Genomic DNA, 11,555 nt, shown 5'->3' with positions numbered 1-11,555 from the left:
CTTTTCCCGCAGGTTTATTCAATCTACACTTCCAACGGAAGTGAGAGCTGAAATTCAGTGGTTCCATCTAAATAGGAGAAGTCTGCTCTATTCAGATGGAAAATATTAGCTAATCAACACCCCTGGGGTCAGACCCCCCTCTAGTGCGGTGCTGTAATAAAGAGGGGTCAGACCCCCTGACAGGGGAGCGTACTTCCTATATAATGGAGGTATTATTACCGGAAACGAGAGGAACGGATATGACAAAACCTTATTATGGTCAGTTAGAAGAAGAAAAAGTGTTTAAAGATCCTGTTCACCGCTATATTCATGTACGAGATGAGTTGATTTGGGCGTTAATTGGCACGAAGGAGTTCCAGCGCTTGCGTCGGGTTAGGCAGCTTGGTACGACCTATATGACGTTTCATGGAGCGGAGCATACGAGGTTCAATCACTCGCTAGGTGTGTATGAGATCACAAGGCGAATTCTAGATGTTTTTCACGGTCGGCCGCATTGGAATGGTGACGAACGTCTTCTTGCGCTCTCGGCCGCACTATTGCACGATGTTGGTCATGGTCCTTTTTCTCATTCGTTTGAAAAAGTATTTGATACTGATCATGAAGAGTGGACAAGACAAATTATTCTTGGTGACACGGAAGTGAATGAAGTCCTCTCCAATGTAGGGCCAGAGTTCCCTCAGGCTGTGGCGGATGTAATTGAAAAGACCTATTCGGGCAAGCTTGTCACTAGCATCATTTCGAGCCAGATTGATGCTGATCGAATGGACTACTTGCAGCGTGACGCGTATTATACGGGTGTCAGTTATGGGCATTTTGATATGGAGAGAATTCTCCGAGTTATGCGACCAATGGAAGACCAAGTCGCCATTAAGCAAAGCGGAATGCATGCCGTTGAAGATTACATTATGAGCCGGTATCAAATGTATTGGCAAGTGTATTTCCATCCGGTTACGAGAAGTGGGGAAGTTATCTTAAGCAAAATCTTTATGAGAGCAAAAGAACTGTATGAACAAGGATATGAGTTCAAGCATAAACCTCAGCATTTTTATTCGTTTTTTGACGGAAAAGGGAGCTTGGACGATTATTTACGGTTAGATGAGGCGATAACTCTCTATTATTTTCAAATTTGGCAAGAAGAAGAGGATCGCATTTTGAGCGATCTTTGTGTAAGATTCTGTAATAGAAAATTATTTAAGTATGTCGAATTTAATCCGAATTTGCAAATGAATGATTGGCTTGTGCTTCAAGATCTGTTCAAAAAAGCAGAGTTGAATCCTGACTACTATTTAGTCGTTGATTCATCTTCTGATCTTCCGTACGATTTCTATCGTCCAGGGGAAGAAGAGGAGCGTTTGCCGATCCATTTAATTATGCCAAACGGAAAGTTACGTGAGCTTTCACGAGAATCTGATGTGGTTGAAGCAATATCAGGAAAAAAACGTACCGATCATAAACTCTATTTCCCGCTTGATTACTTAGAGGACGAGCGTGAACATAAAGACGTGAAGAAGAAGATTCGAGAATTATTGAATGTATAAAAGGGGGAACAGGCTTTGCTGAAGGATCATGCGAATGTGATGGCACTTTTTATGCAAGCAGGTGAGGTTGTTGGACGGAAGAAGCTGCAAAAGATGATTTACATTGCAAAAAAAATGGACGTGCCATTCTCAGAGCGATTTAAGTTTCATATGTTTGGACCGTATTCAGAAGAACTAAGTTTGCGGATGGAAGAGTTGTGTAACTTAGGATTCCTTTTAGAAAACAAAGAAGACAAAGGCAACTATTATCAATACCGCTATGTACTCTCAGAAGAAGGACAAAAGTTTTTAGATTTATATCAATTTGATTTGCCTGAAACAGGGGAGTTAATTGGAAGCTTGAACGGTCAAAGTTCTCGTTTTCTCGAACTAGTCTCGACTCTTTTGTATTTTGAAGAACTCACTCGAGATGAAGTAAAAGAAAAAGTGTTTACGCTAAAAAAGAAATCAAACTATACAGAAGAAGACATTGAACAAGCATACGAATTTATTGAATCACTTCGAAAGCTCGTTCATTAGAGGAAAAAGCGCACTCGGGTAAGAGTGGGCTTTTTTTGAAGAAATGAGGCTATCTCTTAAAGGTCTTGTTTGCAACGATGGAAAAATACTTTACACTAGCATAGAATGGGTCATTTTGTGTAAAATTTGAACAAAGGGCAGTGAAAGGAAGGTGTTTTTAGATGGACTTATTAAATAATGATAACTTGAAAAAGAAAAAAAGTAGCGGATTTAACATTTTAAGCAATGATTCAACAGATGGTCATGGTGGCTACGGCGCCGGTACAATGAATTTAGATAACGTGTCACCTGTTTTTGTTGACCCGGCAGAAGGCGAAGCATTTGTTGATATGGGTGCACTGCATGCTCGTTCTGCTGTAGAAAAGCGAATTAAATTCCTTCCTGATAAGGAAAAAGTGCCAAATGGTAAGCTGTACTGGCTCGTTTGGGTAACGATTAACCATAAAGATGGGAAACCTTATTATGCAGGTGTCGCTGGATGTGAAATGACAGTCGACATTGAGATTAGAAGAGGATACAAAAGCCTTCCTGAACATGTAAATAAGATGGATAAATCGTTAAAAGGAAAAATTCTTGTAGATGATATGGACGACAAGTCAAAGAAAATTCTGGCTGAATTTTTGAAAACACATAATGAACAAATGTGGTTAAATTCAGAAAAAGAATTACATGATGCGCTTACTGTGTAGGGAGCAAAGGATATTTACCTTGTAAACCCCTAAATTCATTTTTTTATGAAAGATTTTTGAACACTGAATGCGACTCTTGAGGTTTTCGAACATTACGAGTAAACTGAAGGAAGTATAAAAAGCACATTTATACTAGGACACGAAAAAGCGCAAGGGACTTGGACACCCCTTGCGCTTTTTCATTTTCTCTGAGATTTTGTAGAAATTGCATGGACGCTTTAATGTCCGAACCATTTAAAAAAACGATCTAGAAAGCGTTCCTTCTCATGTGTTTCTTCATCAATCGCTTCTACTTCTTCGCCGTTGGAAGCTGGTTTCGGACATTCAGACGTTGGCTCTGTTCCTTCAACAAAATACGTAACCCGGTGGGTAGGGCAATCTTCTGTTGCAAGAAGTCCATTACTTGGGTCAATTTCAACCCCTACGACACCATCAGGAATAGGGAAATCTTCAGCCGGTTGATCTTTCAAGGCATGTTCTGTGAAGTTTGCCCAAATTTTTTTCGCGTACTGGCCATCTGTTGAATGATTCAAGCGTGTACCGCTATCGTACCCAACCCACACACTCGTAACAAGCCTTGGTGTGTATCCAACCATCCAACTGTCAAAACTTGTTGAACCGGACTTACCTGCCGCTGGTCGGTTAAGAAGGTGTGCAACGGACCGCCCAGTTACTGAAGCGTGAGCATTTAAATAAGGATCAAACATCCCCTTCATTAAATCCGTAATAATAAAAGCTAATCTTGGATCTAGTACTTGTTCAAGATGAGGTTCAGACTCATAAATGACTTCGCCTTCTGCATCAACGACTTTTTTAATAAAGCGAGGCTCTACTTTTTTTCCACCATTGGCAAAAGCGCTATACGCTCTAGCCATCTCCGCAATTCCAACATCCGATGCTCCTAAAGCTAAAGCAGCTCCTTCTCCTAATGGACTTTCTACGCCAACCCGTTGTGCTAGTTCACCTGCTTTGTCTGTTCCTAAATAAAGATGAGTTTTGACAGCATAAATATTGTCTGAAAATGCCATCGCCTGAAGCATTGTTATAAAGTCATTTGCATAATTGTCATTGAAATTACTAGGAGACCAAGGTGGTGTCCCGTCTCCAAGCTCAAACGATGTTTCCTCACTCATGAGTGTCGATGCGGGGGTGAACCCGTTCTCAAGAGCCGCAAAATAGAGAAATGGTTTAAAAGATGAACCTGGATGACGTCTTGCTTCCGTCGCTCGGTTATAAGGGCTTTCGACATAATCTTTTCCACCAATAAGTGCTTTTACATCGCCGGTACGAGGGTCCATCGCAACAAGAGCAGTTTGCAAATCGGAATCAGGCATTTCCCTTTCAACCCAATATTCGGCCTCTTTTTGCATGTCAGGATCAAGTGTTGTATACACTCTTAATCCTCCCGCTTCAAACAAAGCAGGATCGATGCCGACATCTTGAATAAGGATACGTTCTACAGCATCTTGGAAGTATGGACCGATCGTCGAGGTACTTTCTAGTTCATCATGAATAAAATCGAGCGGTTCCGCATGTGCTTCATCAGCCTCAACTTGTGTAAGAACGCCGTTAGCAACCATGGATTGCAACACAACCGCTTGGCGGCTTTTGGCTCGTTCTAAATCGAATAACGGAGAATAATAGCTTGGCCCTTTTGGAATTCCAGATAACATACTTGCTTCTGCTAGTGTAAGATTGTTGGCTGACTTTCCAAAGTAATGATGAGCAGCCGCTTCAATTCCATAGGCTCCATGACCATAATAGACAGTGTTCAGGTAGCCTTCTAAAATCTGATCTTTATCGTAATTCATTTCTAAACGAAGCGAATAGAGAAGTTCGTTCCACTTACGGACCCATGTTTTATCATGACTTAAATACAAGTTACGAGCATATTGCTGCGTGAGAGTACTTGCACCTTGTGCCATTGATCCGGAACGAAGATTGGCTATGACAGCACCGCCAATACGTGTTACGTCAAAGCCTAAGTGCTGGTAAAAACGTCTGTCTTCAATCGAGATCGTCGCATCAACGACATCTTGATCGATTTCAGATAAAGAAACCCAGTGACGGTTTTCACCTTGATGGTGTTGACCAATCGGAGAATTGTCCGCCCCATAAAAGACCGTTGTTTGTGAAACGTTTAATGGAGGAGGACCTTGCATTTTTGTGTACGATAATAGAGCAACAGCAGCTCCTGCTGCTAAAACTAATAAAATTAATAACAGACGAAAAAATAAACGGACTAAGCGCCTTCTGCGGCGTACTCGTCGGTCAATGACGACTTCCATTACGTCACCCCGTTCTAACAATAATTTTTTATAATGGCAAGTTGGGAACAATGCGATTGTGATGCTGTTTGTTCCTCTATCCATCATGGGTAGAAATCGTCTTTTTTAAACATGCTTTTCGCTTCGTTTCTTTGCTTGTCTAGCATTTGTGCTATTTGTAAGAGTAGAACAGCAGAAAAAAGAAAAAGCTATATATGGTAAGTAACGGACTGATGAGGTGACTAAAATGGAATTGTGGTATACAGAAAAGCAAACGGAGAGCTTTGGAATTACGGCAAAAATCAAACAAACTCATCATACAGAACAAACGGAGTTCCAAAAGCTTGATATGATTGAAACAGAAGAGTTTGGAAATATGCTCGTATTAGATGGTATGGTGATGACAACGGAAAAGGATGAGTTCGTGTATCATGAGATGGTAGCGCATGTCCCGTTGTTTACGCATCCCAACCCGAAAAATGTGTTGGTCGTTGGGGGTGGCGATGGCGGAGTGATTCGTGAAATTTTAAAGCATCCATCTGTTGAGAAAGCAACACTCGTAGAAATTGATGGCAAAGTCATTGAGTACTCGAAAAAATATTTGCCGACGATTGCAGGAGCATTGGATGACGCGCGCGTCGATGTACAAGTGGATGATGGGTTCATGCATATTGCAAAATCGGATGCAGATTACGACGTCATAATGGTTGACTCCACAGAACCAGTCGGTCCAGCTGTAAAATTGTTTGAAAAAGGGTTCTATGAAGGAATTTCTAAAGCGTTGAAAGAAGACGGTATATTTGTCGCGCAAACGGACAATCCTTGGTTTCATAGTGAACTTATAACGAAAGTATTCAAAGACGTCAAAGAAATCTTTCCAATCACGCGTCTTTACACGGCAAACATTCCAACCTACCCAAGTGGACTTTGGACGTTTACAATTGCATCAAAAAAGCATGACCCACTTGACGTAGAGGAAAGTCGTTTTCATGAAATCGACACAAAGTATTACACGAAAGAACTACACAAAGCAGCATTCGCTTTACCGAAATTTGTTGGCGACTTGATTCAGTAAAGACTCATGAAGCGATACGATGCCCAAAGAGCAACCTAATGAGGTTGCTCTTTTTCCGGAGGTGCGGAGCAGGGTTGGGGTCACAGAGTTGGGGTCAGACCCCTCGGTGTAACGTCACCGCGGTAAAGAGGTGAAAAGGGGTCAGACCCCGCTTTACTACTGTGCAAGACTACAGCGGGGTCTGACCCCGATATGGACACTGTGTATTTCCGTCTTGCATGTCTGTTGCAAACTCGCTAAACTTGAAGGATAGAGAGGTGTGCGAGCCGGGATGAAAAATACGATAAAACGGATAGTGAAAATGCGTTTTCAGACGAAAATCAACCATGACGATCATACAGAGTCTTACGAATTTACAACGCGTGGAGAGCTGTTTCATAAAGGCAATCAAGACTATTTGCGTTTTCAGGAGGCGTTATCGGAAAACGATACGGTACAGACGACGATGAAATGGGATGGCCGAGAGCTGATGCTTATTAGGCAAGGGGCGATCTTAATGCGACAAGGGTTTATCGTAGGTGAGGAAACGTTTGGGAGGTACGTAACTCCTGATGCCTCGTGGGAGACGACAGCTTCCACCGATAAATTACTCGTTCAATGGCCATCTGGCAAAAGTCGTGGTCGCATTCAACTTACATATAAATTTTCCCTGCAAGGTCAGGATACGGGAACCCATCAAGTGCGGTTGACGTTAGAGGAGGATACAACAAAATGAATAGTGTCGAACAAATAAAACAGAAATTAAAAGAGGAAATCGTAGCGGCGGTCCAAGAAGCAGGATTAGCTAGCGCTGAAGAGATTCCTGAAGTCATTCTAGAGACACCAAAAGAGAAATCACACGGTGACTATGCAACGAATATGGCGATGCAATTAGCTCGTGTAGCCAAAAAAGCCCCGCGTGTGATTGCAGAGGAGCTTGTTGCTCAATTAAACAAGGAACGTGCCTCTGTTGAAAAAGTGGATATTGCGGGACCAGGGTTCATTAACTTTTTCATGAACAACAGCTACTTACGTGAAGTTGTGCCAACAGTTTTATATGCCAAAGAAGCATACGGAGAAACAAATGTAGGCGGTGGGAAGCGAATTCAAGTCGAGTTTGTCTCTGCCAATCCTACAGGAACGCTGCACTTAGGACATGCTCGTGGAGCAGCCGTTGGAGATGCGCTATGTAATGTCCTTGCAAAAGCGGGCTACGATGTGGAACGTGAATATTACATTAACGATGCAGGGAACCAAATTCATAACTTAACTTTATCGCTTGAAGCCCGTTATTTCCAAGCGTTGGGTCAAGACAAACCGATGCCAGAAGATGGCTACCATGGACAAGATATCATAGAGTTCGGACAAGCATTAGCAGCTGAATATGGTGATAAATATGCGAACGTTTCAGAAGACGAGCGTCACACGTTTTTCCGTCAATATGGTCTTGAAAAAGAATTAGAAAAAATCAAAGTCGATCTGAAAGAATACCGTGTTGAGTTTGATAACTGGTTTTCAGAAACATCGTTATATGAAACAGAAAAAGTAACCGAAACCTTACAAGTGCTAGCGGAAAAGGGCGAAACATATGAAGAAGAAGGGGCAACATGGTTCCGTTCAACAACATATGGAGATGACAAGGATCGAGTGTTAATTAAAAACGACGGCAGTTACACATATTTAACACCGGATATTGCGTATCATCAAGACAAAATGAACCGTGGTTTTGAAAAACTAATCAATATTTGGGGAGCTGATCACCACGGCTATATCCCAAGAATGAGAGCAGCCATCCAAGCTCTTGGCTATGCACCTGAGCAACTTGATGTCCAAATCATTCAAATGGTTAGCTTATTCCAAGGCGGAGAAAAAGTAAAAATGAGCAAGCGTACAGGAAAGGCAGTCACGCTTCGTGATTTGATGGAGGAAGTCGGAATTGATGCGACGCGTTACTTCTTTGCGATGCGTAGTTCGGACACGCAATTAGATTTTGATATGGACTTAGCGGTATCAAAATCAAACGAAAACCCTGTGTATTATGTTCAATATGCTCATGCGCGCGTATGCAGCATGCTGCGTCAAGGAGAAGAACAAGGCTTTACGTTTGATGAATCAACAGACTTGTCTTTCCTTTCTTCTGAAAAAGCATATGACCTATTAAAAGCAATTGGTGACTTCCCAGCAGTCGTAGCAGAAGCAGCAGAAAAGCAAATTCCGCACCGAGTCACCAATTATGTTCATGACCTAGCGTCTATTCTTCATAGCTTTTATAATGCAGAGCGAGTCATTGATCCTGAGAACAAAGAAGCTTCCAATGCACGCTTAGCCTTAATGAAAGCTACACAAATCACAATTAAAAATGCTTTAGCATTAGTGGGCGTAGAAGCTCCAGAAAAAATGTAACAATTGTAGCACTTGGATCTGCTAGGCTCCAAGTGCTTTTTTATGGAGATGCATATTTTGCATAAAGAACTGGTAAACATCAAAACAGATTTATTTTTAGAATGACGAGAAAGGGAATAATATAAAGACGTTCATGGTAACTTCTTTATGTTAGGAGGTGGAATATGACGATTATCATTTGGATTTTGATTATTGCTTTGTTTGTCTTAAGTTTCGCGGGCCTTATTTTCCCGATCATTCCTTCAATCCTCGTTTTATGGGGAGGGTTTCTTCTTTATGCCTTTGCCATAAGTGGAGAAGTACTCTCAGTTTGGTTTTGGATGGGGGCCATCGTGTTAACGGCTGTGATTCTTTGTGCAGATTTGATTGCAAGCCAATATTTTGTAAAAAAATACGGTGGATCAAAATGGGGAGAGCGAATGGCGGCGATTGGTGTGATCATTGGATCGTTTGTATACCCACCATTTGGATTAATAGTCGTTCCGTTTATCCTTGTATTTATAGCAGAAATGGCATCCAGCAAAAATGCTCAGCAAGCTGTAAAAGTAGCGATTGCATCCTTACTAGCTTTTTTAAGCAGTACGTTTGCTAAATTCGTCATTCAGTTCGTCTTAATTATCTGGTTTGTCATAGAGATAATTTGGTAAGACGTTCGTACTCGAATGAAAGGAACACTTTTCACACATAGTAAAAGTAAGAAAGAAGGGATTTACATGCAAGAAGTCTTCCTGGCACTCATCGCAGGCTTAGTTGTTGGATTTTTCTTTGCTCTAATTAAACTACCCATCCCAGCTCCTCCAGCATTAGCAGGTGTAATGGGAATCGTTGGTGTGTATTTAGGGTACAAACTATTCCACTGGCTTTTGCCCTTTATTCAGTCATAGAATGAAAAGGAGGCAGGTCAATTGCCATACTTGAAAACAAATGAATCTCATTTTTATTATGAAGTTCATGGAGAGGGAACGCCCATTGTCTTTTTTCATCCACCGGTAATGGGGATAGAAACGTTTGTCTATCAAAAAGCGTTAGCAGGTCAGTATCAGCTTATTTTTTTAGATTTAACCGATAGTGGCAGAAGTTCCAAACGAGCGCCGCAAACGTCGGTTACGGACTTTGCTGAGATTGCTCATGCGCTTGTCACCCAACTCGCACTTGAGCCTGTTATCGTCTGTGGTTATTCAAATGGAGGTTCCGTAGCCCAAGAATTTGCCTTATTGTATCCGGAGTTAACAAGGGGAGTCATCATTATTAGCGGGTTTCCAGAAGTGTCGTCATTTTTGCTTGAAAAAGAATTCAATCTCGGAATCCGAGCAGCAAAAAACGAACTCATGAATTTGTTCTCATTTGTGTTAACAAAAGCTCATTTCAGATCTAAAGAAGAGCAGAGGAAAATGGCCTTCTTTATTAAACAAGGTGACGCCTCAACGTTAAAGCGTATATATGAGCAAGGGAAACATTATGTCTCAACCGATCGCTTAAAACAAATTCACGTACCTGTTCTTTTGATTTACGGAAAATTAGATGCGATTGCCCCTTTATATGCATTAACGTTTTACAAAGAATTAAAAGATGTTGATGTTGTTCTCGTAAGCGGTGTAGCTCACCAAGTACCAACTAAAAGACCAGATCAGTGTAACGCCATTATCGACAGCTGGATCAAACGCAAAAACCTCACAAAGCAAATGCAAAATGGACCCCTCTAATGAGTGGTCCATTTTTGGGGTCAGACCCCTCGGTTATTCTTCACCGCGGTACTGCAACAGCGAGGGGTCTGACCCCCTACAATAAGCCGGAGACAAGTTTGGCGACTTTTTCTTTTCCTTTTTGTGAAAAAGGACGTTTATGATACGCTTCGAGCGTTAGGCGCTCGGAAATAGAGATGTCATGTTCCATTTCTTTTAACACCGTTTGAATAAACTCAGCGTCATAAATGAGACAATTGATCTCATGGTTAATGTGAAAGCTTCGTTGATCAAAGTTGGCTGTTCCGATATCACACACTTGGTTGTCGATAACAACGGCTTTGGCGTGAAAGAACCCGCGATAATATTGGTACACATTGATCCCTGCTTCTAAGAGGGGCTCAAAGTATGGAAAAGCTGCTTCTTTTACAAGTGGATGATCACCTTTTTTCGGTACAATCAGTTTCACGTCAACTCCGCGTTTAGCGGCTGCAATCAATTCCTTTTGCAGCGCTTGTCCAGGAATATAGTACGGCGTTCCAATGACAATCGTTTCTTTTGCCTGACTAATTAAATCAATAAACGTTTCCTCCAAGTAAATTCCATCAGTTGGTAGAATGCGTAAAGGAATGGGTCCTTTTTCTAATGGAGGGTAGTGACTCTCCTTTTTCACGTACTTCTGCTTGGCTGTTTGCCAATCTTGCAGAAATTGACCTTGTAAATCCTGAACGCCGTCTCCATCTAAACGAAGATGAAAATCACGCCACGGTCCAAATTTAGGATCTCTCCCTAAATACTCATCACCGACATTGTATCCGCCAATAAAACCGACACGACCATCAACGATCGTTAATTTTCGGTGGTTTCTGCGATTAAATGTGAAAAAGAGATAAGGGAGTGAAATCGGATGTGAAAACGCAAAGTTCACACCAGCCTCTCTTAACGTTTTCAGTTGATTTCTTGTAATATGGCTCCCTAGTTTGTCGACTAAAAGGCGAACCGTTACGCCTTCTTTTGCCTTTCCTGCTAGAATTTTCAACAGCTTCTGACTTATATGGTCATTTCTAAAAATATAAAAAAGAACATGAACATGATCTGTTGCTTGTTCTATATCCGCAAATAACCGTCTATAAAAATCATCACCTGTAGGCAATAACGTAACATCGGCATACCGAGTCTTTTGAACATGACGGCTTCCTTCTTTTCTTTGCTGGCGAAGCCCTAACATAAAATCAATTCTTAGCCAAATTAGAACAGCAAGAATAAGTAAAGCAGTAATAACCCATCCATTCATAGCATAACCTTCTTTCTACAAGAGCGCATGCAATGGCTTCGCTTCTGGGTATAGAGGAAGCAACTTCGCTCCTTGCTTAGAGTTCTGCTTATAGCATGTGCACAAATGA

The 11,555-nt window shown here is 41.5% G+C and carries 11 protein-coding genes; 9 read left to right on the top strand and 2 right to left on the bottom strand.

The window, feature by feature from the left end; translation table 11 throughout:
* The first annotated feature begins 239 nt into the window (after positions 1 to 239).
* The 3 genes from N0O92_RS09580 (at position 240) to N0O92_RS09570 (ending at position 2,746) form a co-directional block, all read left to right on the top strand.
* The gene (locus N0O92_RS09580; RefSeq protein ID WP_315614456.1) at positions 240 to 1,538 is read left to right on the top strand and encodes an HD domain-containing protein; all 1,299 of its coding nucleotides are present in this window, start codon (positions 240 to 242) and stop codon (positions 1,536 to 1,538) included.
* Between the two features lie 15 nt (positions 1,539 to 1,553).
* Entirely contained in the window at positions 1,554 to 2,057 is a 504-nt protein-coding gene (locus N0O92_RS09575) for a YwgA family protein (protein WP_315614455.1), read from the top strand.
* Positions 2,058 to 2,218: 161 nt separating this feature from the next.
* Positions 2,219 to 2,746 (top strand): YwhD family protein, encoded by a 528-nt coding sequence (locus N0O92_RS09570; protein WP_315614454.1) that lies wholly within the window; start codon positions 2,219 to 2,221, stop codon positions 2,744 to 2,746.
* A gap of 218 nt (positions 2,747 to 2,964) precedes the next feature.
* Here N0O92_RS09570 and N0O92_RS09565 read toward each other — a convergent pair whose 3' ends face one another.
* The gene (locus N0O92_RS09565) at positions 2,965 to 5,034 is read right to left on the bottom strand and encodes a transglycosylase domain-containing protein (protein ID WP_315614453.1); all 2,070 of its coding nucleotides are present in this window, start codon (positions 5,032 to 5,034) and stop codon (positions 2,965 to 2,967) included.
* Between the two features lie 226 nt (positions 5,035 to 5,260).
* On the opposite strand from N0O92_RS09565, the gene speE reads away from it, so the two are divergent.
* The 6 genes from speE (at position 5,261) to N0O92_RS09535 (ending at position 10,173) form a co-directional block, all read left to right on the top strand.
* Positions 5,261 to 6,088, top strand: a complete 828-nt coding sequence (speE, locus tag N0O92_RS09560) for a spermidine synthase (protein ID WP_315614452.1) — start codon at positions 5,261 to 5,263, stop codon at positions 6,086 to 6,088.
* A 271-nt stretch (positions 6,089 to 6,359) separates the two neighbouring features.
* Positions 6,360 to 6,803 carry a YwiB family protein gene (locus N0O92_RS09555; protein WP_315614451.1) on the top strand — a complete coding sequence of 148 codons (444 nt, stop codon included), beginning with the start codon at positions 6,360 to 6,362 and terminating at the stop codon, positions 6,801 to 6,803.
* Positions 6,800 to 8,470 (top strand): arginine--tRNA ligase, encoded by a 1,671-nt coding sequence (gene argS, locus N0O92_RS09550; RefSeq protein ID WP_315614450.1) that lies wholly within the window; start codon positions 6,800 to 6,802, stop codon positions 8,468 to 8,470. The genes N0O92_RS09555 and argS overlap by 4 nt, the downstream gene beginning before the upstream one ends.
* A gap of 164 nt (positions 8,471 to 8,634) precedes the next feature.
* Complete coding sequence (locus N0O92_RS09545) at positions 8,635 to 9,117, top strand: DUF456 domain-containing protein (protein WP_315614449.1); 483 nt, start codon at positions 8,635 to 8,637, stop codon at positions 9,115 to 9,117.
* 66 nt (positions 9,118 to 9,183) lie between these two features.
* On the top strand, positions 9,184 to 9,354 hold the full coding sequence (locus N0O92_RS09540; RefSeq protein WP_227936990.1) for a XapX domain-containing protein: 171 nt from the start codon (positions 9,184 to 9,186) through the stop codon (positions 9,352 to 9,354).
* Between the two features lie 21 nt (positions 9,355 to 9,375).
* Positions 9,376 to 10,173, top strand: a complete 798-nt coding sequence (locus tag N0O92_RS09535) for an alpha/beta fold hydrolase (protein ID WP_315614448.1) — start codon at positions 9,376 to 9,378, stop codon at positions 10,171 to 10,173.
* A 76-nt stretch (positions 10,174 to 10,249) separates the two neighbouring features.
* On the opposite strand, the gene cls is transcribed toward N0O92_RS09535, so the two are convergent.
* On the bottom strand, positions 10,250 to 11,446 hold the full coding sequence (gene cls, locus N0O92_RS09530; protein WP_315614447.1) for a cardiolipin synthase: 1,197 nt from the start codon (positions 11,444 to 11,446) through the stop codon (positions 10,250 to 10,252).
* Positions 11,447 to 11,555: the final 109 nt, after the last annotated feature.

This window comes from Alkalihalobacillus sp. MEB130 (genome assembly GCF_032335535.1).
In the GTDB taxonomy this organism is placed as follows: Bacteria; Bacillota; Bacilli; order Bacillales; family Bacillaceae_D; genus Halalkalibacter.
Note: the sequence above shows the minus strand (reverse complement) of the source record. Positions and strands in the feature narration are given on the sequence as shown.

What these genes read in the sequence shown, in the direction of transcription:
- N0O92_RS09540 (WP_227936990.1), top strand. Translation starts at nt 9,184, where the DNA reads ATGCAAGAAGTCTTCCTGGCACTCATCGCAGGCTTAGTTGTTGGATTT.
- N0O92_RS09580 (WP_315614456.1), top strand. Translation starts at nt 240, where the DNA reads ATGACAAAACCTTATTATGGTCAGTTAGAAGAAGAAAAAGTGTTTAAA.
- N0O92_RS09545 (WP_315614449.1), top strand. Translation starts at nt 8,635, where the DNA reads ATGACGATTATCATTTGGATTTTGATTATTGCTTTGTTTGTCTTAAGT.
- cls (WP_315614447.1), bottom strand. Translation starts at nt 11,446, where the DNA reads ATGAATGGATGGGTTATTACTGCTTTACTTATTCTTGCTGTTCTAATT.
- argS (WP_315614450.1), top strand. Translation starts at nt 6,800, where the DNA reads ATGAATAGTGTCGAACAAATAAAACAGAAATTAAAAGAGGAAATCGTA.
- N0O92_RS09570 (WP_315614454.1), top strand. Translation starts at nt 2,219, where the DNA reads ATGGACTTATTAAATAATGATAACTTGAAAAAGAAAAAAAGTAGCGGA.
- N0O92_RS09555 (WP_315614451.1), top strand. Translation starts at nt 6,360, where the DNA reads ATGAAAAATACGATAAAACGGATAGTGAAAATGCGTTTTCAGACGAAA.
- speE (WP_315614452.1), top strand. Translation starts at nt 5,261, where the DNA reads ATGGAATTGTGGTATACAGAAAAGCAAACGGAGAGCTTTGGAATTACG.
- N0O92_RS09565 (WP_315614453.1), bottom strand. Translation starts at nt 5,034, where the DNA reads ATGGAAGTCGTCATTGACCGACGAGTACGCCGCAGAAGGCGCTTAGTC.